This is a genomic window from Amycolatopsis sp. 195334CR (genome assembly GCF_017309385.1).
GTDB lineage: Bacteria > Actinomycetota > Actinomycetes > Mycobacteriales > Pseudonocardiaceae > Amycolatopsis.
This window is the reverse complement of record NZ_JAFJMJ010000003.1, coordinates 660,293-684,246: the sequence shown is the minus strand read 5'-3', so window position 1 is coordinate 684,246 and position 23,954 is coordinate 660,293. Positions and strand designations below refer to the sequence as shown.

Here is a 23,954-nt window from a genome sequence, read left to right as displayed (position 1 = left end):
ACGCGGAGCTGTGACGAGATCGGCTGTCACAAACCGGCGGGGGCCGGCGTCAAGTGCGTATGAGCGAACCCATCGCGGACGCCGCCACCGAGGCGTTCGTCACCCACCGCAACCTGCTGTTCACCGTCGCCTACGAGATGCTCGGGCTGGCCGCCGACGCCGAGGACGTGCTGCAGGAGACCTGGCTGCGCTGGGTGGGTGTCGACGCGGGCACCGTGCGGGACGAACGCGCCTACCTGGTGCGGATCGTCACCCGCCTGTCACTGGACCGGCTGCGCGCACTGGGCAGGCGCAAGGAGTCCTACGTCGGGCCGTGGTTGCCCGAACCGCTGCTGACCGCGCCCGATGTGGCCGAGGACGTCGAACTGGCCGACAGCGTCTCGATGGCGATGTTGCTGGTGCTGGAAACGCTGGCGCCGACCGAGCGCGCGGTTTTCGTGCTGCGCGAGGTGTTCGACGTGGAGTACGAGGAGATCGCCGAAGCCGTCGGCAAGAGCCAGGCCGCGGTGCGCCAGATCGCGCACCGGGCGCGGGCGCACGTGGCCGCGCGCCGACCCCGCGGCACCGCGTCCCCGGCCGAGACCCGGGCCGCGCTCCAGGCGTTCCAACGGGCTGTGGAAACCGGCGACCTGCGGGAACTGCTCGACCTCCTCGCGCCGGACGTGGTCGCGCTGAGCGACGGCGGGGGAGTGAAGCACGCCCTGCTCCGGCCCGTGGTGGGCGCGGACAACGTGGCCGCGTTGCTGGCCACCGGCTGGTGGCGGCGCGACGCCGCGCGCTCGGTCGAGCCGGTGCAGATCAACGGCGGGCCGGGGTTGCTCGTCCGGATCAACGGCGAGGTCGACGGCGTGCTGGCGATGCACCTGGAACACGGCCGCGTCGCCGGTGCCTACCACGTGCGCAATCCCGAGAAGCTGTCGCGAGTGGACCGGGAGACGGCGGTGAGCCGGTGACTGGTATTACTATACCGTTCGGTGCTAGGGTGCCGGTATAACTATACCAACCACCCAGGAGCTTTCTGGTGATCGAGTTGAAGACGCCCGCGGAGATCGAGCGCATGCACGTGGCCGGGCGGTTCGTCGCCGAGGTGCTCACCGAGGTCGGTGAGCTCGCCGACGTGGGGGTCAACCTGCTGGACCTGGAGCACCACGTGCGCGGCATGATCGAGCGGCGCGGGGCGGAGTCGTGCTACTGGGACTACTCGCCGTCCTTCGGGCGCGGCCCGTTCCGCAACGTCATCTGCCTGTCCGTCAACGACGCCGTGCTGCACGGCCTGCCCCACGACTACGTGCTGCGGGACGGGGACGTGCTCAGCGCCGACCTCGCGGTCAGCGTGGACGGCTGGGTGGCGGACTCGGCGCGCACGGTCATCGTCGGCACGGCCGCCGAGGAGGACCTGCGGATCATCCGCGCCACCGAGGAGGCACTGGAGGCGGCGATCGAGGTGGCGCGCCCCGGCAACCGGCTCGGCGACATCTCGGCGGCCATCTGGGCGGTGGCGCGCGAGTACGGCTACCCGGTGAACACCGAGTTCGGCGGGCACGGCATCGGGCGCACCATGCACGAGGACCTGCACGTGCCGAACAAGGGCAACCCGGGGCGCGGCCTGAAGCTCAAGCCGGGGCTGACGCTCGCGCTCGAACCGTGGTTCGCGCGGACGACCGACCGGGTGGTCTACGACCCCGACGGCTGGACCATCCGCTCAGCCGACGGCTCGCGCACGGCCCACTCGGAGCACACCGTCGCCATCACCGAGGACGCGCCGCTGGTGCTCACCCGCCGCGCCGCGGAAAACGGTGCCGCGTCAGGTGGTCCGGGCGGGCGAGTGTCTGCAAAGGATGCCTGATTCCGGGCGTGCGAGTTCGTACGGGACTCCACCCGAACGGGCATGAACGCCGGCCGGCCCCTTGTCATCATCGTTGCCCCAGGCTGACGATCGAGCGGGTGAACCTGGTGGTGAGAAACAGGCAAGGAAGCAGGTAAATCGTGTCGGGAAACAATCGGAAGCGCTTTGCCGCGCGAGTGGCAGCGGTCGTGGCGACCTCGCTGGCGGCGTCGTTGATGCTGATCAGCCCTGCTTTTTCCGCATACGGCACCGCATCGTGGATCGACGCCGGCGGAGAAGGAAAGTACGTGATCGTGGACTTGGACAACGGGGTGCGAGCCAAGGTGTACCACGGAACCTTTTTCAGTATGCAGTGCTGGTACGACGAGGTCCTTCATCGAAGGTTTTATGGTGAGGTCAGGTCCGGCTACTGGGCTGGGAACAAAGGAAACGTTGCCGCCGATTTCGTCAAGGCCCAAGGTCCCACGCCGCCCTGCTGAAGCTCCGGCCGAGGGCTGCGTGATCGGCTGCCGCGCGCCGCACCGCCTGGCACAGCCGGTGCGACGCGCGATTTCCAGCCCGAACCCACCGGGTCACGCGCGTCCGCTTCGCCCGGTCAGCACCGCCAGCCCGAGTAGCACGGCCACGCCGATCGCCGCGACCACGGCGAGTCCGGTGGTGAAGTCGTGTCTACTGTGGACAAAGGTGCCGATGCTGCCGAGCACCGCGACGCCGAGTGCCAGGCCGAACTCCACGCTGGTCTCCGACAGCGCGGACGCCGCCCCGGCGCGGTCCGGCGGCGCCGCGCTGACCACGGTGTCCGTGCTCAGCGCCATCACCGGCCCCATGCCGAGGTAGATCAGCACCAGCCCGGCCACCAGCGCCGCGGTGCCCGAGGTCCAGACCAGTACGAGGAAACCGAGCGCCGCGACCACCAGCGACCACGCGAGCAGGCGGTGCACCGGCAGCCGCCGGGTCAGCGCGGGTGCCGCGACCGAGGTGAGGACCATCGCCACGGCGGACGGCACCAGCCACAGCCCGGCTTCGATCGGGGACAGCGCGGCCTCCTGCTGGAGGTAGAGCGCGGCGAACAGGTACACCCCGGCGACGGAGGCGAGCGCGCCGAGCAGGACCACCAGCGCGGTGCGGAAGGAACGCGCCGAGAACAGCCGGAGGTCGATCAGCGGCACGCTCAACCGCCGCTGCCGCCGCATGAACACGACACCGGCGCCGCCGCCGAGCACCAGCGCGATCCCGCCGGGCAGCACCGATCCGCCCTCGGCGAGGTGCTTGATGCCGTAGACGATCGGCAGCACGGTCGCCAGTGACAGGGCCACGCTGGCCAGGTCCAGCTTGCCGGGCTCGGGGTCGCGGTGTTCCGGCAGCAGGAAGGGGCCGGTGAGCAGGAGCAGGACCATCACCGGGACGGCGAGCAGGAAGACCGAGCCCCACCAGAACCATTCGAGCAGCAGCCCACCCGCCACCGGGCCGAGCGCCACCCCGCCGGACAGGCCCGCGGACCACAGCCCGATCGCGGCGCCGCGCTGGCGCGGATCGCGGAACATGCTCCCGATCAGCGCGAGGGTGGACGGCATCAGCGTGGCCCCGGCGATGCCGAGCAGGGCGCGGGCGAGGATGAGCAGTTCGGCCGTCGGGGCGTAGGCGGCGAGCACGGAGGTGAGCAGGAAGGCGGCCGCCCCGATCAGCAACAGGCGCCGGCGGCCGATGCGGTCGCCCAGCGTGCCCATGGTGACGAGGAAGCCGGCGACGAGGAAGCCGTAGGCGTCGGAGATCCAGAGGAGCTGGCTGGGGCTCGGGGCCAGTTCGGCGGCGAGGCTGGGCAGGGCGAGGTAGAGCACCGTGGCGTCCATGGACAGCAGGGCGGTCGGCAGGACGAGCACGGCGAGGCCGAGCCATTCGCGGGGGCCGGCGGAGATCCGGAGTTGTCGATCGGACATGCCGCGACGCTAAAGTCTCACATGGATGTGAGAGTCAAGCGTGGATTTCGGGGGAGGGGCCGTGCGGATCAGTGAGCTGGCGCGCCGGACGGGGGTCAGCCAGCGGTTGCTGCGGTACTACGAGGAGCAGGGTTTGCTGCGGCCGCAACGGTTGCCGAGCGGTTACCGCGTGTACGCGGAGGGCGATGTGACCACGGTCGGGCACATCCGGAACCTGCTGGCCGCCGGCCTGTCCACCACGACGATCGCGGATCTGTTGCCGTGCATGGGTTCCGAGGGCGGGAAGCTGATCGCCGACTGCCCCGAGCTGCTGGTCGACCTGCATCGCGAGCGGGCCAGGCTGACCGCCGAAATCGCCGAGCTGGCGACGGCGCGCAGCACGCTGGACCGGGTGATCGCGACCGCGCCGCCGTCGGTGGAACACGCTGCCGCCGACCTGCTGACGTAAGGCCGATGTACCCCTGATGGACCGCCGCGGCGCAGGGTGCGGCGATGGCGAAGCGTGTGCTCGAAGTGTCCAGTCAGGTCCTGACCGCCGCCACCGGGCAGTACGGCACGCCGGTTCACCAGCGGATCGACCGAGTGCAACGTCACCCCGGCGAGAACCAGGACTGGCACCTCGCCTCGGGAACGTCAACCACTCGGTGACGGCGTCGCCACCGTGCGGCCACCGGGGCGGCCCGGCGAACCGCCGCGGGTCGAGGTCGACTACCGGGTGCACCTCTACGACCGCTACCACTGGGACGTCGACGTCCCGGGCGAGAAGGCCCGCATCTTCGGCGTGTTCCCGGCCCCGGACAGCGAATTGGCGCGGCTCCACCGCGCCGGGATCGCCCGGGAGTACGACTCGGCCGGCCCCTCGCTCCTCCTCGGGTGAACTCTCGCGTTGAACATGCGCGTGCGCAAACTTGCGTGCACGCAAGTTTGACTCTAGTCTTGCCGGAGTCACGTCCCAGCAGGAAGGAAAACCCATGCGCGCCAAGGGCATCGCGTACGACACCGGCTTCGTCCGCAACGGCGGAACCTCACGTGAGCACTTCGATCCCGACGTGGTCCGGCGGGAGCTGGCCATCATCCGCGACGATCTCCACTGCACCGCCGTGCATCTCGTCGGCGGCGACCCGGAGCGCCTCGACCTGGCCGCGCGGCAAGCCGCCGAGTTGGGGCTGGAGGTGTGGCTGTCGCCTTATCCGCTCGATCTGACGCCCGCGGAGATCCTGGAGTTGTTCGTTGACTGTGCGAAACGGGCTGAGCGGCTGCGCCAGACGGGCGCCGAGGTCGTTTTTGTCGCTGGTGTCGAGTTGAGCATCATGAATCAGGGATTCGTGCCCGGCGAAAGCCTCGAAGAGCGGCTCGGCCTACTGTTGAACGCCATTCGGACCAACGAACTCGAGGAAATCAACACCCGGCTCAACGAATTCCTCAAGCGGGCCGTGAGCAAGATCCGCGAGCATTTCGACGGGAAGCTCACGTACGCCTGCATCCCGTTCGAACGCGTCGACTGGTCCCTGTTCGACTTCGTTTCAGTCGAACTCATCCGCTCGGCCGAGGTCGCCGACCGGTTCCAAGAGGGCGTCCGAAAGCTCGTGGAACAAGGGAAACCGGTGGCGATAACCGGATTCGGTACGGCCACCTGGCGTGGTTCCGGCGACGTGGCGCCCCGCAGCATGGAAATCGTCGAATACGACGACGGAATTCCGGTCCGTCTGAGTGGTGACTACGTCCGTGACGAAGAGGGGCAAGCGGCTTATCTCGTCGAATTGCTCGAAATCTTCGACGCCGAGGGGGTGGACGGCGCCTTTGTGTACCTTTTCGCCCTCGAAAACTATCCGCATCGCGCCGACGACCCTCGTCGCGATCTCGACCTGGCCAGTTTCGGCGTGGTCAAGGTTCTCGAAGACCGCACTGGCGAATCCTATCCCGGCCTGCGCTGGGAACCGAAGGCCGCCTTCGCCGCACTCGCCGACTACTACCGCGAAAGCGGCGAAAGCGGCGGAAGCGGAGTGCGGGCGGCTTCCGGCGGCAAGCTGTCCAGCACGAGCGCGAGGTAACGAGGCCAGTTCGGACCGGCGTGGCTCGCGCCGGCCACGAGCATGGTGACCAGGCAGGGGAAGTCGTCCGGGGTGAGGTCGTCCCGGACCGCCCCGGCCTGCCGGGCCCTGGTCAGGATCTCGCCCAGCGGCTCCAGGTAGCGGGGCGCGATGCCGGACGTCCGGGCGCCGCCGCTGATCAGCGCCAGCATGCCCGGGTGCTCCACGAAGGCGGCGGTGCTCTCGGACAGCACGGTCTCCATCGCGCGCCGCGGGTCGGGATCGGCGGCGGCCCGCAGCAGCACCGGTTCCACCCGCTCGGCGAAGTAGTCCTCCAGCGCCGCCGCCAGCAGGTCGTCCCTGGTCGGGAAGTGCCGGAACAACGTGCGCGTGTTGACCTGCGCCAACCGTGCGATCTGCTCCATCGACGCCTTGTCGCCCAGGTCCGCCACGGCCGCGCGGGCCGCGGTCACGATGGCGGCCCGGTTGCGCCGGGAGTCCGCGCGGACCCGCTCGTTCGTTCTCTCCGCCACCGCGTCACGCTAACACCGGCGGCTAAATGTCATGGCAATGACATTTATGGCATGCTCGGGTCCATGGACCTCGGCATCGTCACCTTCCTGACCGACTACGGCATCGCTCCCGTCCGACTGGGACGGGCGGTGGAGGAGCGCGGCTTCGGCGCGCTGTTCCTCGCCGAGCACACGCACATCCCCACCAGCCGCCTCACGCCGTGGCCGGTGGGCGCGTCACCACAACCGCTCCCGCGGCACTACTCCCACACGTTCGACCCGCTGACCGCGCTGGCCGCGATCGCCGCCACCACCGAACGCATCACGCTCGGCACCGCCGTGGCGCTGGTCAACCAGCACCACCCGATCAACCTGGCCAAGCGGGTCGCGAGCGTGGACCGCCTCTCCGGCGGGCGGTTCGAACTGGGCGCCGGTCCCGGCTGGAACGCCGAGGAGATGGCCAACCACGGCGTCGACCCGGCGCGGCCGGTGGCCAGGATGCTGGAGCACGTCGCCGCGATGACGGCGATCTGGACCGAGGACGAACCGGAGTTCCACGGCGAGTTCGTCGACTTCGACCCGATCTGGTCCTGGCCCAAGCCGGTGCGGCGGCCGCCGGTGCTGATCGCGGGCGTCGGGCCGACCGTGCTGGACCGCGTCCTCAGCCACGGAGACGGCTGGCTGCCGCTGCCGCTGTTCACCCCCGAGCAACTCGGTGACCGGATCACGACCCTGCGCAAGCGCGCCGCCGGGCGCCCGGTGAACGTCACCCTCTACGGCGGTCGTCTCGAACTGCTCGCGGACTATCGGGACGCCGGCGTGGACCGCGTCCTCTTCGAACTTCCCGACCACGAAGATCCCGGCGACGTCCTGCGCGAACTCGACCGCCTCGTCCGCTGACACGCCCTGCCAGGCCCGTGCCAGCGTCGTGTGCGTCCCGTGCCAGCGGTCCGCGCCAGCCTTCGGGGGAATCCAGAGAAGGAGCGATCATGCACGCCACGATCATCGGCGCGGGCCTCGGTGGCCTCACCCTCGCCCGCGTTCTGCACATTCACGGCATTCCGGCCACGGTGTACGAAGCCGAACCGTCCCCGTCGTCGCGGGCGCAGGGCGGACTGCTCGACATCCACGACTACAACGGCCAGCAGGCGGTGGCCGCGGCCGGGCTGATGGACGAGTTCCAGGCGATCGTGCTCCACGGCCACCAGGCGATGCGGGTGCTCGACCGGAACGGGACCGTCCTGGTCGACAAGGCCGACGACGGCACGGGCGGGCGCCCCGAGGTGCACCGCGGCAGGCTGCGGCAGCTGCTGCTCGACTCGATCCCGGACGGCACTGTCCATTGGGGACGGAAGGTGGAGCACACCCGCGCGCTCGGCGGCGGTCGTCACGAGGTCGTCTTCACCGACGGCAGCACGGTGGTGACCGATCTGCTGGTCGGTGCGGACGGCGCGTGGTCACGGGTGCGGCCGCTGGTTTCGGGGGCCACGCCCGAGTACGCCGGTTCGTCGTCGATCGAGATCTACCTGTTCGACGCCGACCACCGGCAACCGGCCGCGGCGAAGGCGGTCGGCGGCGGGATGATGATCGCGCCCGCGCCGGAGAAGGGCATCCACGCGCACCGGGAAACCGCCGGCACGCTGCACACCTACGTCCAGCTCACCGAGCCGCTGGACTGGTTCACCGCGATCGACTTCGGTGATCGGGCCGCCGCCACCGCGCGGATCGCGCGGGAGTTCGAGGGCTGGGCCCCCGAACTCACCGCGCTGATCACCGAAGGCGACACCGATCCGGTCTGGCGGCCGCACTACGCGCTGCCGACCGGGCACCGGTGGGACCGGGTGCCGGGCGTGACCCTGGTCGGGGACGCCGCCCACCTCGCCGTCCCGGACGGGGAAGGCGCCAATCTGGCCATGGTGGACGGTGCGGAACTCGGCAAGGCGCTCGCCGCGCACCGCGGTGACGTCGAGGCCGCGCTCGCCGAGTACGAGCGGGAAATGTTCCCCCGCAGCGAAGCCCGCCTCGACGACGACCTGATGCTGGAGAGCCTGTTCGGCGAGAACGCGCCGCAGAGCTTGGTCGACCTGTTCAAGGAGGCGTAGTGGTCAGCAGTCGATGACCAGGCGTGCGGATCGCGCGCGGGAGACGCAGCAGTACATGCTGCCGGGCGGCGCGCCGATGTCGTCGCGGTGTTCCGGTTCGCCGTCGACGACGGTGATTTCGCAACTGCCGCACACACCTTCGCGGCAGCCGGACGGTACTCGGAGTCCCGCGTGGTTCAACGCGTCCAACATGGACTCTTCCGCGCCGACCTGGATTTCCCGGCCCGAGCGGGCGCAGTGCACCTCGAACGGCTGGTTGGGGGCGAACTCCTTGGCCACCGGCCGGAAGCGTTCGAGGTGCAGGCGCTGCGCGGGAAACGCGGCTTCGGCGGCTTCGAGCATCGGGGCGGGGCCGCAGCAGTACACCAGTGTGTGCGGATCCAGTTCGTCGGCCAACGCGGTGAAGTCGGGCTTGCCGTGTTCCTCGGTGGGGTAGAGGCGGACGCGGTTTTTGTGGTTGGCGACGAGTTCTGTGGCGAACGGCATCGTGGCGGTCGACCGGCCCACGTACACCAGCGTCGCCGAAGGGCTCGCGTTGAACATCGGCAGGATGGGGGTGATGCCGATGCCGCCCGCGATGAACAGGTAGTCCGGTGCGGGCTTCAGCGGGAAGTTGTTGCGTGGCAGGGAAACGTCGAGCGTCCGGCCGGCGCGGAGGAACAGGTGGACGTATTCGGAGCCGCCGCGGCTGAGCCGGTCGTGCCGGACGGCGACTCGGTAGCTGTCGCGGTCGGCGGGGTCGCCGCACAGCGAATACTGCCGGGTCAGCCAGTTCGGCAGGGCGAGGTCGATGTGCGCGCCCGGCTCCCACGACGCCAGCGGGCCGTCGGCTCCCCGCAGGACGAGCGAGACGACGCCGTCGGCGATCGGCCGTACTTCTTCGAGAACTGTTCGCTGCATGCTCACCTCAGTACAACTGCCGGTAGCCGGCTTCGAGCATCTGCTCCAGCGCGGCCGGGTCGACGTCGATCCCCATCTGGTCGGCGGAAATCGCGCCGACGGACGGCATTTCGTCGGCCAGCGCCTGGCTCGCGGGGTCCCACAGGCGGGACCGGATCAGCGCGCGTCCACAGTGGAAGAAGATCTCGGCGATTTCGACGACGATCGCGAGTTCCGCGTCTTTGCCCTCGGTGCGCATGCGGGCCAGCACGTCGGGTTCGTCGGTGGGGTAGGCGTGGCCGTTGACGCGCAACACTTCCCGCACGCCGGGAATGACGAACATCAGGCCGATGCCGTCGTTCTCGGCGAGGTTGCGGAAGGAGTCGGCGAGCTTGTTCCCTGGCCGGTCGGGAATGGCGAGGGTGCGGTCGTCGAGCACCTTGACGAAGCCGGGGTAGTCGCCGCGCGGTGAGCAGTCGGGCAGGCCGCGGGCGTCGGAGGTGGCCATCGCCAGGAACGGCGCGTGCGCGATGAACCGCCGGAAATGCCGGTCGACGCGGTCGTGGACCTTCGCCCTGATCATCGCCTCCGGCTCGCCGAGCCGCTCCCGCACCCCCTCGAACGACACCCGGCGCGGACGCGTCGCGCTGATGGGGTTATTGCTGGTCATGGCCCAATTATGAGCAATTGCTCGGGGTGGTGGCTACTCGCTTTTGGGTAGCCGCGCCGCCTTCGCGGACGGGGAGATGGCCAGCCCCTTGCTCGCATTCGGCGGCCTGAGTAACGCCGACCTCGCCGAGCCGCGATCTGCTCGGTGACGGAAGTGAGGGCTTGCGGATGAGCGCCACGGTGATCTGGAGTCTCGCGGTGCCCGCGCTGGTGGCGATGGCGGGTTTCCTGGCCGCGTACTGGTCCAACCTGCGCCTGGCGCGGCGCAAGGATCGGCTCGAACGGGTCAACGAGCAGTTGAAGGACCTGTACGGCCCGCTGCTCGCCCTGATCAGCGCGGCGGACCGCGCCTGGTGGATCTTCCGGACCGAGTACCGGCCGAACGGCGCCTTCTGGGACCAGGACGACCCGCCGACCGAAGCCGAGGGCGAAGCCTGGCGGCTGTGGATCTCGACCGTGTTCATGCCGCTGAACCGGCAGATGCGGGACCTGATCGTCACCAAGGCCCACCTCTTCGACGAGGAATCCATTCCGAAGTGCCTGCTCGACCTGTGTGCGCACGTGTCGGCCTACGAGCCGCTTCTTGTCTCGTGGGATAACGGGAACTTCGCCCTGCACAAGCCCGCGCGCAACTTTCCGCGCGACCAGGCGCTCCAGCACGCCCAGGAGTCCTTCAACCGCTTGAAGTCTCGCCAGCAGCGGCTACTTCGCCACCGATAGGAGCCGTCAGAAAGCGAGGCCCAGCAACAGCACGATCGGCAGCGAGATCACCGACGCCAGGGTCATCGCGACCGTGTGCGTCTTGAACGTGCCCCGCGTGCTCAACCCCAGCAGCGACTGGAACATCCAGAAGAAGTTGCTGCTGACGTGCGGCAGGAACAACGCACCCGAGCACGCCGCCAGCGCGATCAGCACCACCGGCACGCCCAGCGAGCCCGCGATCGGGGCGAGGATGCCCGCGGCGGTGATGGCCGAAATGGAGATCGAGCCCATCGCGATGTGCAGCACCGCGGCCACCAGCCACACCAGCAGCAACGGCGGCAGGAAACCGGCGCCGAACGACTCCGCCAGCACATCCCGCAGCCCCGACTTGCCGATCACCTCGGCCACCGACCCCGACAGCCCGGACAGCACCAGGATCGGCCCGGCCATCGCCAGCGCCTTGCCCACCGCCGCGTTGACCTCCTGCCGGGGCAGCACGCGCTGCGCCAGGAGGTGCGCCAACCCCGCCCCGATCGCCATCGCGAGCACCGGGTCGCTCACCAGCGCGACCGGCCCGAGGCCGAAGCCGAACGCGTCGGCCAGCGCGCCCAGTGCGATCAGCGCCAGTGTCACCAGCACCGGCGACACCGACAGCAGCAGGGGCAACTGCTTCCCCGTGGGCTCGGCGGCCGCCGCTGCCGGTTCGCCGCCGGGCAGCTCGTCGGTGACCGGGTTCCAGCGCAACGTCCGGCGCAGCAGCACGGCGAACACCACCATGGTGAGCACCGCCGTCGGCACGCCGACGGCCAGTCCGAACAGGAACATCTCGCCGAGCGGCACGCCGAGCAGGCCCGCCACCGCGAGCGCGGCCACGCCAGGCACCACGAAGACCAGGCCGACCTCGATCCCGGCGGTCAGCGCCCCGCCCATCAGCGCGACGCCCCGGCTGCCCATCCGCGTGCCGAGCCGCCGGGCCAGCGGCGCGGTGAGCACCAGGACCACGTCCGAATAAATCGACGTGAACAGCGTCGACAGCGACACCGCGAACACCATCGGGACGCGCTTCTCGCCGAAGAAACCCAGCAGCCGCTCCATCACGCGCGTCAGCGTGTTCGTCGCGGTGAGCAGTGAGCCGATCACGACGCCGAAGGTGATCAGCAGGCCGATCTCGGCCATCACGTCGCCGAACCCGGTGGCCAGCGCCTCGGTCGTGCCGCCGGTGCCGAGGCCGGTGGCCAGCCCGAGATAGGTCGCGCCGAGCAGCAGGCCGAAGATGGGCGGCGTCTTGAGCCAGGTGATCAGCACGACGATGCCGGCGATGGCGATGCCGGTGTGGGCCAGTAGCCAGGCCTCGGACACGGTGGCCCTCCTCGGGATCCTCGGACGGCGCCGGTGCCGTCCGCGCCCCAGTAAGCCCGGCGGGCGGGGTGCCGGTCCAAGACCGGGTTGCTGGCAAGGTGATAGGCAGCGATTATCAGCGAGGGAGGTGGCCCGGATGGACGCCCGTCAGCTCAGGTACTTCCTGGCCGTGGTCGACGCCGGGAGCGTGCACCGGGCCGCCGAGCAGCTCTACGTCGCGCAGCCGTCGGTCTCCCAGGCGCTGCGCGCGCTCGAACGCGACCTCGGCAGCCTGCTGTTCCACCGGACCGGCCGCCGGCTGGTGCTGACCGCCGCCGGGCACGCGCTCGTCGCGCCCGCGCGCGAGGTCATGCGCGACCTGGACCTCGCGCGCGCCACGGTGGAGGCCGTCGACGGGCTCCTCGGCGGGGAACTGGTCATCGCCGCGATGCCGTCGCAGTCGGTCAGCCCGCTCACCGGCCTGATCGCCGCCTTCGCCGCCGCGCACCCGGGCGTGCAGCTGTCGGTCCGCGCCGCCAGCACCCCCGCTGACGTGCAGCGAATGCTCACCACCGGCGATGCCGAACTCGGCGTCGTGGCGGCCTCACCGGACGCCCCGCCGTTGCCCGAACTGGAAGCGCTGGAGCTGGAGACGCAGTCCTTCGCCCTGCTGGCCCGCGACGACGGGATGCTGCCGCCGTCGGACCCGGTGCGGCCCGCCGAACCGGCCGGTGCCGCGTTGATCGTCGGCCAGCAGGGCACCGGGATGCGGTCGGTGGCCGACGCCGTGCGCCGCGAGGCGCCGGGCAGCCGGTTCGCGGTGGAGGTCGAGCACCGTGAGGCCGTGCTGCCCCTCGTGCTCGCCGGGGTGGGCATCGCGGTGGTCAGCGATTCCTGGCGCGCGCTGGCGAAGTCCGCCGGGGCCGCGGTGCGCGCGCTGGACTGCCCCGACCGCCTCCGCGTGTGCCTGGTGTCGCGGCGGGGCAGGCTGAGCCCGGCCGCGGCGGCGTTCCGCGAGCTCGTCCGGGCATAGATAGGCGCAGCCTTTCAAGGCGGCAAGAACTGGGTCTTGGACGCGGTGGCACCGGACCCCGTCCACTGGAGCCATGACCAGCTACCGCATCGCGCTCATCCCGGGTGACGGCATCGGCACCGAGGTGCTGCCCCCGGCGCAGGCCCTGCTCGACGCCGTCGGCAAGCGGCACGGGCTCTCGTTCACCTACGACTCCTTCGACTGGTCCTGCGAGCGCTACCTCGCCGAGGGCGCGATGATGCCGGACGATGGGCTCGACCGGATCCGCCACCACGACGCGGTGCTGCTGGGCGCGGTCGGCTGGCCGGGCGTACCGGACCACGTTTCGCTGTGGGGGCTGCTGATCCCGATCCGCCGCGGCTTCCGGCAGTACGTCGACCTGCGGCCGGTGAAGGTGCTCGACGGAGTGCCCAGCCCGCTGCGCGACGCCGGTGCCGTCGACTTCGTCGTGGTGCGGGAGAACGTCGAGGGCGAGTACTCCGAGATCGGCGGCAGGCTCGGCCGGAACACCCCGGACGAACTCGCGGTGCAGGAAGCGGTCTTCACCCGCAAGGGCGTCACGCGCGTCGTCGAGTACGCCTACGCGCTGGCCGGGACGCGCGGGAAGCACGTGACCTCGGCGACGAAGAGCAACGGGATCGTGCACACCATGCCGTTCTGGGACGAGCTGGTGGCCGAAGTGGCCCAGCGGCACCCCGAAGTGCGCAGCGACAAGGAGCACATCGACGCCCTCGCCGCCAAGCTCGTGCTCGCCCCGGAGCGCTTCGACGTGATCGTCGGCTCGAACCTCTTCGGCGACATCCTCAGCGACCTGGCCGCCGCGGTGGTGGGCAGCATCGGCATCGCTCCGGCGGCGAACCTCAATCCCGAGCGAGACTTCCCGTCGATGTTCGAGCCGGTGCACGGTTCCGCGCCGGACATCGCCGGGCAGGGCAAGGCGAATCCGCTGGGCGCGCTGTGGTCCGCGGCGATGATGCTCGACCACCTCGGGCACCCCGAGGCGAGCGAGGAGTTGCTCGCCGCCGCGTTCGGTGCGCTGGCCGACGGGATCAGCACCGCCGATCTCGGCGGGACCGCGGACACCGACGCGTACACCCGCGCGGTGCTGGACCGGGTCGGCGCCTGAACCGTGCGGGTACTGGTCGCTCCCGACAAGTTCAAGGGTTCGCTGAGCGCGCTCGAAGTGGCCGAGGCGGTCGGTGCCGGGCTGGCGTCGGTGGGCGTCGACGCCAGCCTGCTGCCCGTGGCCGATGGTGGTGACGGCAGCGTGGCGGCCGCGTTGCACGCCGGGTTCAGTGCCCGGCACGTTCGGGTGCACGGCGCCGACAACCGTTGGCACGACACGGTTTTCGCGTTCGACGGCACGACGGCCGTGGTCGAGGTGGCGAACACCTGCGGCCTGGCCACGCTGACCGAACTCGCGCCGATGACCGCGTCGTCGCGGGGGTTCGGCGAGGCGGTCGCGGCCGCGCTCGCCGCCGGTGCCCGCCGTGTCGTGCTCTGCCTGGGCGGCAGCGCCAGCACCGACGGCGGTGCGGGAATGCTGAACGCGCTCGGCGTGCGGTTCGAGGGTTTTCCGGCAGACGGGAATCTGCGGCGGATCACCGGCGTCTCCGGGCGGCCCGACCTCGGTGGGGTGGAACTGGTGGTGGCCACCGATGTGGTGACGCCGCTGCTCCAAGCGGCTACGGTTTTCGGGCCGCAGAAGGGCGCCACGCCCGAACAGGTCGTCGAACTGGAGGCCAGGCTGGCGCATTTCGCGCGGCTGCTGGGCTCGCCGTCCTTGGCCGACGAACCGGGCACGGGAGCGGCCGGTGGGGTCGGCTTCGCGTGCCGCTGGCTGGGCGCCCGGCGGGTGGCCGGTGCGGAGTATTTCCTTGACCTGGTGGGTTTCGACCGGGCGCTGGACGGATGCGCCGCGGTCATCACCGGCGAAGGCAGGCTGGACGGCCAAACCGCAGCCGGGAAACTGCCCGCCGTCGTCGCGGCACGAGCCGCTCCTCGGCCGGTGAGCGCGGTCGTCGGTCAATCCCTCTTGACGGAGGAGGAACATCATCGGCTGGGGCTGCGGGACGTACTCGCCCTCGCCGATTTGTCGACCGAAGACCCCAGCCGCGACGCGGTTCTCTCCCGGCGGTTGTGCGAGGAAGCCGGTGCCCGGCTGGGGCGCAAGATTTCCACAACATTTTGTCAAGACCGGCCGCGTAGTCCTTGAACCATGGGTACCAGACTCGACGTAGTCGCACTGCGGGAACGTGAAATCGACCAGACGCCGAGGGCGCAGAGCGCGAGGCCCGCGCCGAGTGCGGTCGGGCCGGGCCAGCCCGCGGCGTCGAACAAGGCGGTGGTCGCGGTGGCGCCGAAGGCGGAGCCGAGCGAGTAGAAGACCATGTACCCGCCGATCGCCGTGCTGGTGCGGTCGGCGTACGCGGTGGTGAGCACGTGCTGGTTGCTCACGTGCACGGCCTGCACGGCGAAGTCGAGCACGAGCACCCCGACCGCCAGCAGGGGCAGTGACCAGCCGAGCTGGCCGATCGCCGCCCACGAGGCGAGCAGGAGCGTGAGCGCGATGCCGCTGACCCGGCGCGCGTGCCCGGCGTCGCCCCAGCGGCCGGAGCGGGCGGCGCCCAGCGCGCCGGCGAGCCCGGCGATGCCGAACAGGCCGATCTGCGCCTCGCTCAGGTGCCACGGCGCGCCGGCCAGCGGAAGCGCCATCCCGCTCCAGAGCGTGCCGAAGGAAGCGAAGAGGAAGAACGCGATCAGCCCGCGGCTGAGGAAGGTCCGCCGCGTGAACAACTCGCCCAGCGACCGGACGACCTGCCCGTAGCTCGTGCCGGTGGTGCGGACGTCCGCCGGGAGCGCGAAGAAGCTGAGCACACCGAGGACGGCGGCGAGCACCGCCAGCACGACGTAGCTGCTGCGCCAACCCCACACCTCGGCGAGGCCTCCGGTGACGATCCGCGCGCCGAGGATCCCGACCACCACGCCAGACGTGACCACACCGAGGTTGCGCCCGCGCTCACCGGGCGGCGAGATCGACGCCGCGTACGCGACCGCGGTCTGCACCACCACCGCGAAACCGCCCGCGACGACAAGACCGCCGAACGCCACCCAGGCCACCGGCGCGGCCGCGGTGGCCGCCAGGCCGATCGCCACCAGCCCCAGGTGACCGGCGATCAGGCGGCGCCGGTCGCGCAGATCGCCCAGCGGCACCAGCAGGACCAGCCCGGCGAGGTAACCGAGCTGCCCAGCGGCCACGAACCAGCCGACCGCGTCCCGGGCGACGCCGAGGTCGTGCCCCATCGGGGCCAGCACCGGCTGCCCGGCGTACACCCCGGCGACCGCCACCCCGCACACGACCGCGAGCAGCAGCCTCGTTCCCCAGCCCATCACACCTCCGTAATTGGTTGCAAATCGCAACTCTTCGGAGGGTAGGGCAGAATGGTTTCACATTGCAACTCATGGGGAGGTGGTCACGGTGTGGACGGATCCGGAGTGCCCGGTGGCGCGGGCGGTGGACGTGGTCGGGGACCGGTGGAGCCTGCTGATCATCCGGGACGCGATGGCCGGGGCCCGCTCGTTCACCGACTTCCAGCAGCGCACCGGGATCGCCCGCAACATCCTCGCCGACCGCTTGCGCAAGCTCGCCGCGCACGACCTGATCACCCAGGTCGAGGCGCCGTCGGGCAAGCGCCGCGTGTACGCCCTCACCGAGGCGGGCAAGGACCTGTTCGCGGTGATCGTGACGCTGCGGCAGTGGGGTGAACGGCACGCCTTCGAGGCGGGGGAACCGCGTTCGGTCCTGGTGGACGAACAGGGGGAGGTCGTGCCGGAGCTCGTTCCGGTGGCCATCGGCGGCGCCCCGCTGACCAGCGACACGACCTCCGTGCGCGGACCGGGATGACCAGAAGGTCAGACGAGAAAAGCACGCGACAGCCTGGATACGGTGACGTGGTGACGCAGGTGATCGTGCTCAACGGCGGGTCCAGTTCGGGGAAGTCCGGCATCGTCCGGTGCTTGCAGGCGGTGCTGCCCGACCCGTGGCTGGCCGTCGGGGTGGACGTGCTGATCGAGGCCATGCCCGCGGCCATGCGGGCGTCCGATGACGGAATCGAGTTCGCGGCGGACGGCGGGGTGAGCGTCGGGCCGGAGTTCCGCGCGCTGCAGTTCGCGTGGATGGCGGGCGTGGCCGCGATGGTCCGGGCGGGCGCCCGCGTGATCATCGACGACGTTTTCCTCGGTGGCGCGCATTCCCAGCGGGACTGGCTGGACGCCCTCGACGGGCTCGACGTGCTCTGGGTGGGTGTCCGGTGCGAGCGCGAGGTCGCGGTGAGCCGGGAGCTGGCGCGTGGCGACCGGATCGGCGGCATGGCCGAGTCGCAGGCGGAACTGGTCCACCAGGGCGTGCGCTACGACCTGGAAGTCGACACCACCCGCACCGAGGCACTCGCGTGCGCCCGGACCATCGCCGCCCGGATCGCGGAGCTCCGGTAGCACCGTCCAAACCGGACTCGGGTGGCCGGACCCGTCGTGCGGGAAAGTCCACACGTTGTCCGCAATCGTCCCCGCGTGTGTTCCTAACGTGGTTCCCGTGCGCGGAAACGGAAAGAAACCGACAACACTCATGGCGGGCCTGCTGCTGGCCGCCGGCCTGGCGTGGCCGGTGAGCACGGCGGCGACGGCCCAGGCCGCTCCAGCTTGGCCGACCCCGACCGGGCAGGTCAGCGTGAACGGCACGATCTCGGTGCCCGCCAGCGGCTTGGACGGCGGGATGCGGCGGTACTGCTGCATCGGCGACGGCGGCCAGGAAGAGGACCAGGACCCGATGTTCCTGCTCGCGCCCGGCGCGACGCTGCAGAACGTGATCATCGGCGGCCCGGCGGGCGACGGTGTGCACTGCCAGGGGGCCTGCACCCTGCGCAACGTGTGGTGGGAGGACGTCGGCGAGGACGCGGCGACCTTCCGCGGCAGCGGCGACCCGGCCTTCCTGGTCGACGGCGGTGGCGCGCGGTCGGCCGGGGACAAGGTGTTCCAGCACAACGGGCCCGGGACGCTGACCGTGCAGAACTTCCAGGCCAGCAACTTCGGCACGTTCTACCGCTCGTGCGGCAACTGCTCGACCCAGCACCAGCGCGACGTGGTGCTCCGGGACGTGACGCTGACCCGGCCGGGCAACCGGGTGACGGGCATCAACACCAACTACGGCGACACGGCCAGGATCAGCGGGCTCACCATCGTCAACGATCCCGACCGGAAAATGGTGATCTGCCAGAAGTACATCGGCAACGACGACGGCGACGAACCCGACGAGAACGGTTCCGGCCCGGACAGCACGCATTGCCGGTATTCCGCGAGCGACATCAGTTACCAGTGACGCCGTTCCCCGCGGTCGCTGCCAGGGCCCGGTTCTGACTCGTTGCGCCTACGCTGGAGCCCGAGAGGGACGGGCGGTCGGCTGGGGTGGCGACGTGTTATCGGAACTGAGGATCTTCCTGCTGGGGCCGTTGCGCGTGGAGCGGTTCGGCGAGCCGGTCGCGTTGTCCAGTCCGAAGCAACGCGCCCTGCTCGCCGTCCTGGCCGTCTCACCAGGGGTTTCGGTCTCGGTCGACGCGCTCGCGCACGGCGTGTGGGGCGAGGAGCTGCCCGAGCGGGCCCGCGCCAGCCTGCACACCCTGGTCGCGCGGTTGCGGCGCCTGCTGGGCGACGGATCGATCCGCACCACCGCGGACGGGTACCTGCTCGACGTCGAACCGGGCGCGATCGACGTGGCCGAATTCCAGCGCCTGCTGGCCGTCGCCGAGAGTGCCGGGGACGAGCGGGCCGCGTTGCGCGAGGCGCTCGCGTTGTGGCGCGGTGAACCGTCCTTCCCCGAGCTGCTGTCCGGCCTGACCGAGCAGTACCTGCGCGCGGTGCAGCGGCGGGTGGACCTCGACCTGGCGGCGGGTGAGCACGCGGGCCTGGTCGCCGAGCTGACCGCCCTCGTCGCCCGGCACCCGTTGACCGAACCCCTGTGGGAACGCCTGATCCGCGCGCTGGCCGCGACCGGGCGGCACGCCGAGGCGCTGGCCGAGTACGCGAACTGCCGGAAGAAACTGGCCGAGGAACTGGGGATCGGCCCCGGCGCCGCGTTGCAGGAGCTGTACCTCGAACTCCTCGCGCACGACACCCAGGACACCGAGCCGCCGGCCCGCGCGATCCTGCCGCGCCAGCTGCCCTCGGCCGTGCCCGGATTCGTCGGCCGGTCCGATGAACTCCGCGCACTCGACGAACTCCTGCGCGGGCACACCGATCCCAGCGTGCTGACCGTGGTCGTGCACGGCACGGGCGGTGTCGGCAAAACCACGCTCGCCGTCCGGTGGGCGCACCAGGTGGCCGAGCAGTTCCCCGACGGGCAGCTCTACATCGATCTCCGCGGGTACGGGCCGGGGGAACCCGTTGCCGCGTCAGCGGTTCTGAGCGCGTTCCTCTGCGCTCTCGGGGTGCCCGAACGAGCGGTGCCGGTCGACGCCGCCGAGCGCGAGGCGTTGCTGCGGAGCCAGCTCGCCGGACGCCGCGTGCTGGTGCTGCTGGACAACGCCCGTGACGCCGCGCAGGTCCGGCCGCTGCTGCCGGGAGCCGGGTGCCTGGCGCTGATCACCAGCCGCAGCGATCTGCGCGGGCTCAGCGTCCGCGACGGCGCGCGTTCGGTGGCGCTGCACCGGATGAGCAAGCTGGAGGCGACCGAACTGCTGGCCGCGAACACCGGGATCGACCGCGTGGCCGCCGAACCCGCCGCGGCCGACGACCTCGCGCGGTTGTGCGGGCACCTGCCACTGGCATTGCGGATCATCGCCGACCTGGTGGCCCGCGATCCGGCCACCCGGCTGGCCGAGCTGGCGGACGAACTGCGTGCCCGCCGGCTGGAACTGCTCGCCGACCCGGCCGACGACGCCGCCGACCCGCGGGCGGTGTTCTCCTGGTCCTACCGGGAACTCCCGCCGGGGGAGGCGCAGTTGTTCCGGCTGCTGAGCCTGTCCCCGGCCGGGCAGTTCGGGGTGGCCGCCGCGGCGGCGCTGGCCGGGCGCCCGGAGGCCGAGACCCGCCGGAGCCTGGACCGCCTGGTCTCGGTCCACCTGCTGGAGTCGCGGGGGCTCGGGCGGTACCAGTTCCACGACCTGCTGCACCACTACGCCGCCGAGCTCACCGTCGCCGAGGACCTCGCGACCACCCGTTCGGCCGCACTGCGCCGGGCGCTCGGATGGTACTGCCGGACGGCGATGGCCGCGTCGGTGGTGCTGGCGCCCGGCAGGCACCTCTGGCCCGACGAGGTGCCCGGTGCGGACCTGTTCGCCGGACAGCCGCAGGCGCTGGACTGGTTCGACCACGAGTGGCCTGCCGTGGTGGCGGCCGTGCGGTTGGCGGCCGAAGCCGGAGCCGACGACCTCGCCTGGCGGCTGGCGGCCTCGCTGCACGCGTTCTTCGTGGTCCGGCCGATCTGGGACGACTGGGAGGCGGCGTACCGGGCGGCGCTCGTGTCGGCGGAACGGCTCGGCGACCCGGTGGCCAGGGGCGCGTGCCTGGTCGGCCTCGGCACGCTGCACGTCCACCTCGGCCTCGAAGCCCAGGCACTGATCGCTTACCGCCAAGCGCTGACCGCGTTCGAGGCGGCCGGGGCGAAGGCGCAGCAGGCGGTCGCGCTGGTGCTGGTCGGCAACTGCCTCGAGTTCCTCGAACACCACGCCGACGCCGAACGGAGCTACCGGACGAGCATCGCGTTGTCCCGCGAGCTCGGGGACCAGGCCCGCGAGGCGCACGCGCTGAGCAATCTCGCGATCACCGCGATCAGCCTCGGCAGGCACGGTGAATCCGTCGAGCTGAGCACGCGGTGCCTGCACCTGCGGCGGGCCTCCGGCGACGAACGCGGCCAGGCGCACACCCTGGACAACCTCGGCGACGCGTGGACGGAACTCGGCAACCACGCGGAGGCGGTCGACTGCTACCGGCAGGCCGTCACGCTGGCCCGCGCCTACCGCGACCGGCGCAACGAAGGCGTCCACCTGGGGAACCTCGCGCGCGCGGAACTGCTCAACGGCGAAGTGGAGCGGGCCAGGCACACCGCCGGGGAGGCGTGGGCGCTGCTGGCCAACATCCCGGACAGCGACGTCGAAAAGGTCAGGGAGCGGCTGAGGCAGTCCTTCCCGGAGTTCGCGAGCTGTCAGCTCGGTGAAAGAGATCAGAAAGCGCCGCGTTCTACAGTCCGGTCAACCGGCGGATTTCCAGTGGTGCCGGCGGACCGGGAGGGAGAAGAGCCGGTGGCTGTACCAGCGGACCGCACCTGGGCCTAGGGGATTGTCGTTCTGTTTCGACCGTGGTGTGCCTAAGCCGCGCGTAGCCGCAGTGCGGTGACCGACCAGTCGAGCACCGGGGCCAGGTCCTCCGGCGGGGCCCACTGGTTGATCACGGCCAGCAGGCGCACGTACCGGTCCCGCCGCGGGTCGTTCGCGGCTTCCAGCCGGTGCGCCAGCTCCGCCGGGCCGAGCGAGCAGCGGCCGGTGATCGCGGTGACCACGGCATCGGCCCGCGGTGAGTCCGGCGCGATGCCGGACGCCACGGCCGGGCCCGCGAGTTCGCGGGTGAGGGCGACGGCGTCCGGCCGCGGTGGCACGGACACCTCGTGTTCCGCCACGAGCCGGCGGAGGGCCGCGCGGAACTCCGGATCCAGCGAAAGCTCCGCCAGTTCGACCCACGCCCGCAGCTGTTCCTCGGTCGGGTCGTCGGGTAGTTCCGGGGTCAGGGTGCGGCGGACCCCCGCCAGCTCGGGGTCGAGCACCGCGTCGAGGAAGTCCTCGATTAGGCGCCGCCGTTCGGTTTCGGACAAGGTGGCCAGGTGGTGCACGAGTTCCATCTCCTCGGTGGTCGGCTCCCGCTTCGCGGCGATCGTCAGCACCGCGCGCCGCAGCCGCAGCAGGTGGAGCTGCGCGTCCAGCGCGGCGGCGTGTTCCGCGGCGACCTCGCCGAGCGTCCGCTCCCGGTCCGCCACCTGGCGGATGACACCGAGGCCGAAACCCAGCTCGCGCAACGTGCGCACCAACGCCAGCCGGGCCACGGCGTCGGCCGTGTAGCGGCGGTAACCGGCGTCGGTGCGGCACGCGGGCACCACGATGCCCAGATCGGAGTAACGCCGGATCGCCTTGACCGTCAGGCCGGTGCGCCGGGCGAGTTCGCCGATCGAGTACAGGGTGCCGCGGTCCATGAAGCCACCTTCCCGTCTACCCCCGGGGGAGACTCAAGCACGGTCAGCGCTTGTGCCGCTGCCCCGCGGCGAGCTGCCCGGTGACCTGGTCCCCGCCGAGGCGGCGCTGGACGGTGGCGGCCAGGCTCGGGGCCACGCCACCGAGCACCGCGGTCAGGCGCAGGCCCAGCGGTGCCACGTCGACCTCGGCGAGGTCGCGCTCGATGGCCCGCACGGTCGCCCGCGCCACGTCCCGCGGTGATCGCGTGCCCACCCCCCGCGGCAGGACCGCGCCGGAGTCGGCGAACATGCCCGCGTCGCGGATGAAGCCGGGGAACACCGTCGAGACGCCGACGCCGTGCGGCCGCAGGTCCTCACGCAGCGCCAAGGCGAACCCCCGCAGCCCGAACTTGGTGGCGTTGTAGAGCGAAGCCTGCCCCGACGCGGTTTTCCCGGACAGCGAGGAGATGAACACCAGGTGCCCGCGGCCGCGGGCGGCCATGCGCGCCCCGGCCAGCTTCGCCAGCACGATCGGCGCGCGGAGGTTGACCGCCAGCGCGCGATCGATCTCCGGCAGGGAGTAGTTCGCGAGCAGACCGGTCGCGGGCAACGCGGCGTTGGCCACCAGCACGTCGATTTCGCCTGCCGCGTCGAGCAGGCGGGCCGCCGCGTCCGGTTCGGTCAGATCGGCCGGGACGGCCCGTCCGCCCAGCCGCCCCGCCAGCGGTTCGAGCACCTCCGCCCGGCGCCCGCTGAGCACCACTTCGCCACCGCACCCGGCCAGTTCGACCGCGAGCGCTTGCCCGATTCCGCCGCTGGCGCCGGTCACCAGCACCTTCGTGCCACGTAGTCCAGTCACCCGGCCAGCGTGGTGCGTGCCGCGTCGGCGGGTATTGGACGAATGTTCCCCCAGGCGAGCCGGTCCACCGCCAGCCACACCTGCCCGGTCATCGCCGCCGGGGTGAGACCGCTGAACGCCCGCACGTCCCGGTGCAGGTGGGACTGGTCGGCGTACCCGCTTTCGGCCGCGACGCGCGCCGCCTCCCGGCCCGCCGCCAAGCCGCGGGCGGCGTGGTCGAAGCGGACCAGCCTCGCGGCGCGCTTGGGCGGCATGCCGAGTTGCGCCTGGAACCGGGACCACAGGCGCTTGCGGCTCCAGCCGACCTCGGCCGCCAGGTCGTCGACGCGTACCCGGCCGCGGCCGGCGTTGATCCGGTCCCAGGCGCGGGCCACTTCGGGATCCACCCGCGGTCCGTCCTCGTATCGGCGGGCGAGCACCGCGTCGGCCATGGCGAACCGCTCCTGCCACGACGACGCTTCCCCGAACCGCTCCCGGATCCGGGCCGCCTCCCGGCCCCAGAGGTCGTCGAGCGCCACCACCGTGTGGTCCTGCCAGGTACCGAGCACGGCGTGCGCGGCCACGGGCGACAGGCGCACCTGCACGCATTCGACCTGTTCCCCGCGCACGCGGAGGCCCCCGAACGCCGGCCTGGCCACCAGATTCCCTTGCTGTTCGAGGTTTTCGTCCACGACGAGCGGGCCGTCGCCGAACTCCAGCACCAGCGTGACGGCCGGGTGCCCGACCGCCCGCACGTCGACCGGGCCGCGGCTGCGGAACCCGGCCATGCGCACGCCCGCGACCCGGCTGGGCCGCCCTGGCCGCACGACCTCCCAATCCGCCGTGGTCCCCATGCC

At 71.3% G+C, this 23,954-nt stretch carries 26 protein-coding genes; 17 read left to right on the top strand and 9 right to left on the bottom strand.

Annotated elements, in window-relative coordinates:
• Nucleotides 1-59: 59 nt before the first annotated feature.
• From JYK18_RS40245 to JYK18_RS40235, 3 genes are all read left to right on the top strand, one after another.
• Nucleotides 60-953: an RNA polymerase sigma-70 factor gene (locus tag JYK18_RS40245; protein ID WP_206809144.1), complete on the top strand. Its 894-nt coding sequence runs from the start codon at nucleotides 60-62 to the stop codon at nucleotides 951-953.
• 68 nt (nucleotides 954-1,021) lie between these two features.
• Nucleotides 1,022-1,846 carry a type I methionyl aminopeptidase gene (gene map / locus JYK18_RS40240; RefSeq protein WP_206809142.1) on the top strand — a complete coding sequence of 275 codons (825 nt, stop codon included), beginning with the start codon at nucleotides 1,022-1,024 and terminating at the stop codon, nucleotides 1,844-1,846.
• A 140-nt stretch (nucleotides 1,847-1,986) separates the two neighbouring features.
• The gene (locus tag JYK18_RS40235; protein ID WP_206809140.1) at nucleotides 1,987-2,325 is read left to right on the top strand and encodes a hypothetical protein; all 339 of its coding nucleotides are present in this window, start codon (nucleotides 1,987-1,989) and stop codon (nucleotides 2,323-2,325) included.
• Nucleotides 2,326-2,418: 93 nt separating this feature from the next.
• Here the strand turns inward: JYK18_RS40235 and JYK18_RS40230 are convergent, their stop codons facing one another.
• Nucleotides 2,419-3,783: an MFS transporter gene (locus JYK18_RS40230; protein ID WP_206809138.1), complete on the bottom strand. Its 1,365-nt coding sequence runs from the start codon at nucleotides 3,781-3,783 to the stop codon at nucleotides 2,419-2,421.
• A gap of 61 nt (nucleotides 3,784-3,844) precedes the next feature.
• Between JYK18_RS40230 and JYK18_RS40225 the strand changes: the two genes are divergently transcribed.
• The 4 genes from JYK18_RS40225 to JYK18_RS40210 all read left to right on the top strand — a co-directional run bounded on the left by JYK18_RS40225 (nucleotide 3,845) and on the right by JYK18_RS40210 (nucleotide 5,834).
• Entirely contained in the window at nucleotides 3,845-4,231 is a 387-nt protein-coding gene (locus JYK18_RS40225) for a MerR family transcriptional regulator (protein WP_206809137.1), read from the top strand.
• A 44-nt stretch (nucleotides 4,232-4,275) separates the two neighbouring features.
• A complete protein-coding gene (locus JYK18_RS40220) occupies nucleotides 4,276-4,431 on the top strand; it encodes a hypothetical protein (protein WP_206809136.1) in 156 nt (51 codons plus the stop codon).
• 13 nt (nucleotides 4,432-4,444) lie between these two features.
• Complete coding sequence (locus JYK18_RS40215) at nucleotides 4,445-4,660, top strand: hypothetical protein (RefSeq protein ID WP_206809135.1); 216 nt, start codon at nucleotides 4,445-4,447, stop codon at nucleotides 4,658-4,660.
• Nucleotides 4,661-4,754: 94 nt separating this feature from the next.
• On the top strand, nucleotides 4,755-5,834 hold the full coding sequence (locus JYK18_RS40210) for a hypothetical protein (protein WP_242583978.1): 1,080 nt from the start codon (nucleotides 4,755-4,757) through the stop codon (nucleotides 5,832-5,834).
• On the opposite strand, the gene JYK18_RS40205 is transcribed toward JYK18_RS40210, so the two are convergent.
• A complete protein-coding gene (locus tag JYK18_RS40205; protein WP_206809134.1) occupies nucleotides 5,753-6,346 on the bottom strand; it encodes a TetR/AcrR family transcriptional regulator in 594 nt (197 codons plus the stop codon). The genes JYK18_RS40210 and JYK18_RS40205 overlap by 82 nt on opposite strands.
• Before the next feature lie 51 nt (nucleotides 6,347-6,397).
• Here JYK18_RS40205 and JYK18_RS40200 point away from each other — a divergent pair, with 51 nt between their 5' ends.
• Both JYK18_RS40200 and JYK18_RS40195 read left to right on the top strand, forming a co-directional pair.
• Nucleotides 6,398-7,225, top strand: a complete 828-nt coding sequence (locus JYK18_RS40200) for an LLM class F420-dependent oxidoreductase (RefSeq protein ID WP_206809133.1) — start codon at nucleotides 6,398-6,400, stop codon at nucleotides 7,223-7,225.
• 89 nt (nucleotides 7,226-7,314) lie between these two features.
• Entirely contained in the window at nucleotides 7,315-8,427 is a 1,113-nt protein-coding gene (locus tag JYK18_RS40195) for an NAD(P)/FAD-dependent oxidoreductase (RefSeq protein WP_206809132.1), read from the top strand.
• 3 nt (nucleotides 8,428-8,430) lie between these two features.
• On the opposite strand, the gene JYK18_RS40190 is transcribed toward JYK18_RS40195, so the two are convergent.
• Both JYK18_RS40190 and JYK18_RS40185 read right to left on the bottom strand, forming a co-directional pair.
• Complete coding sequence (locus JYK18_RS40190; RefSeq protein WP_206809131.1) at nucleotides 8,431-9,327, bottom strand: PDR/VanB family oxidoreductase; 897 nt, start codon at nucleotides 9,325-9,327, stop codon at nucleotides 8,431-8,433.
• A gap of 7 nt (nucleotides 9,328-9,334) precedes the next feature.
• A complete protein-coding gene (locus JYK18_RS40185) occupies nucleotides 9,335-9,976 on the bottom strand; it encodes an MSMEG_1061 family FMN-dependent PPOX-type flavoprotein (RefSeq protein WP_206809130.1) in 642 nt (213 codons plus the stop codon).
• Between the two features lie 167 nt (nucleotides 9,977-10,143).
• On the opposite strand from JYK18_RS40185, the gene JYK18_RS40180 reads away from it, so the two are divergent.
• Nucleotides 10,144-10,695, top strand: coding sequence for a hypothetical protein (locus JYK18_RS40180; protein ID WP_206809128.1), 552 nt, complete (start codon nucleotides 10,144-10,146; stop codon nucleotides 10,693-10,695).
• Between the two features lie 6 nt (nucleotides 10,696-10,701).
• Here the strand turns inward: JYK18_RS40180 and JYK18_RS40175 are convergent, their stop codons facing one another.
• Nucleotides 10,702-12,036 (bottom strand): GntP family permease, encoded by a 1,335-nt coding sequence (locus tag JYK18_RS40175; protein ID WP_206809126.1) that lies wholly within the window; start codon nucleotides 12,034-12,036, stop codon nucleotides 10,702-10,704.
• A gap of 136 nt (nucleotides 12,037-12,172) precedes the next feature.
• Here JYK18_RS40175 and JYK18_RS40170 point away from each other — a divergent pair, with 136 nt between their 5' ends.
• From JYK18_RS40170 to JYK18_RS40160, 3 genes are all read left to right on the top strand, one after another.
• The gene (locus JYK18_RS40170) at nucleotides 12,173-13,048 is read left to right on the top strand and encodes a LysR family transcriptional regulator (RefSeq protein ID WP_206809124.1); all 876 of its coding nucleotides are present in this window, start codon (nucleotides 12,173-12,175) and stop codon (nucleotides 13,046-13,048) included.
• A gap of 73 nt (nucleotides 13,049-13,121) precedes the next feature.
• Nucleotides 13,122-14,174 carry a tartrate dehydrogenase gene (locus tag JYK18_RS40165; RefSeq protein WP_206809123.1) on the top strand — a complete coding sequence of 351 codons (1,053 nt, stop codon included), beginning with the start codon at nucleotides 13,122-13,124 and terminating at the stop codon, nucleotides 14,172-14,174.
• Nucleotides 14,175-14,177: 3 nt separating this feature from the next.
• The gene (locus tag JYK18_RS40160) at nucleotides 14,178-15,263 is read left to right on the top strand and encodes a glycerate kinase (RefSeq protein ID WP_206809122.1); all 1,086 of its coding nucleotides are present in this window, start codon (nucleotides 14,178-14,180) and stop codon (nucleotides 15,261-15,263) included.
• On the opposite strand, the gene JYK18_RS40155 is transcribed toward JYK18_RS40160, so the two are convergent.
• A complete protein-coding gene (locus JYK18_RS40155) occupies nucleotides 15,239-16,438 on the bottom strand; it encodes an MFS transporter (RefSeq protein WP_206809121.1) in 1,200 nt (399 codons plus the stop codon). The two genes, JYK18_RS40160 and JYK18_RS40155, sit on opposite strands and share 25 nt — an antisense overlap.
• 88 nt (nucleotides 16,439-16,526) lie before the next feature.
• Between JYK18_RS40155 and JYK18_RS40150 the strand changes: the two genes are divergently transcribed.
• The 4 genes from JYK18_RS40150 (at nucleotide 16,527) to JYK18_RS40135 (ending at nucleotide 21,372) form a co-directional block, all read left to right on the top strand.
• The gene (locus JYK18_RS40150; protein ID WP_307796279.1) at nucleotides 16,527-16,952 is read left to right on the top strand and encodes a helix-turn-helix domain-containing protein; all 426 of its coding nucleotides are present in this window, start codon (nucleotides 16,527-16,529) and stop codon (nucleotides 16,950-16,952) included.
• A 50-nt stretch (nucleotides 16,953-17,002) separates the two neighbouring features.
• Nucleotides 17,003-17,542, top strand: coding sequence for a chloramphenicol phosphotransferase CPT (gene cpt, locus JYK18_RS40145; RefSeq protein WP_307796278.1), 540 nt, complete (start codon nucleotides 17,003-17,005; stop codon nucleotides 17,540-17,542).
• Between the two features lie 97 nt (nucleotides 17,543-17,639).
• On the top strand, nucleotides 17,640-18,422 hold the full coding sequence (locus JYK18_RS40140) for a pectate lyase (protein WP_307796277.1): 783 nt from the start codon (nucleotides 17,640-17,642) through the stop codon (nucleotides 18,420-18,422).
• Between the two features lie 94 nt (nucleotides 18,423-18,516).
• Entirely contained in the window at nucleotides 18,517-21,372 is a 2,856-nt protein-coding gene (locus JYK18_RS40135; RefSeq protein ID WP_206809120.1) for a BTAD domain-containing putative transcriptional regulator, read from the top strand.
• Between the two features lie 32 nt (nucleotides 21,373-21,404).
• On the opposite strand, the gene JYK18_RS40130 is transcribed toward JYK18_RS40135, so the two are convergent.
• From JYK18_RS40130 to JYK18_RS40120, 3 genes are read right to left on the bottom strand one after another with little or no spacing between them, the layout of a single operon-like run.
• A complete protein-coding gene (locus tag JYK18_RS40130) occupies nucleotides 21,405-22,280 on the bottom strand; it encodes a MerR family transcriptional regulator (protein ID WP_206809119.1) in 876 nt (291 codons plus the stop codon).
• Between the two features lie 43 nt (nucleotides 22,281-22,323).
• Nucleotides 22,324-23,118: an SDR family oxidoreductase gene (locus JYK18_RS40125; RefSeq protein ID WP_206809118.1), complete on the bottom strand. Its 795-nt coding sequence runs from the start codon at nucleotides 23,116-23,118 to the stop codon at nucleotides 22,324-22,326.
• Nucleotides 23,115-23,951, bottom strand: a complete 837-nt coding sequence (locus JYK18_RS40120; RefSeq protein WP_206809116.1) for an AraC family transcriptional regulator — start codon at nucleotides 23,949-23,951, stop codon at nucleotides 23,115-23,117. Before JYK18_RS40120 ends, JYK18_RS40125 begins: the two co-directional genes overlap by 4 nt.
• Nucleotides 23,952-23,954: the final 3 nt, after the last annotated feature.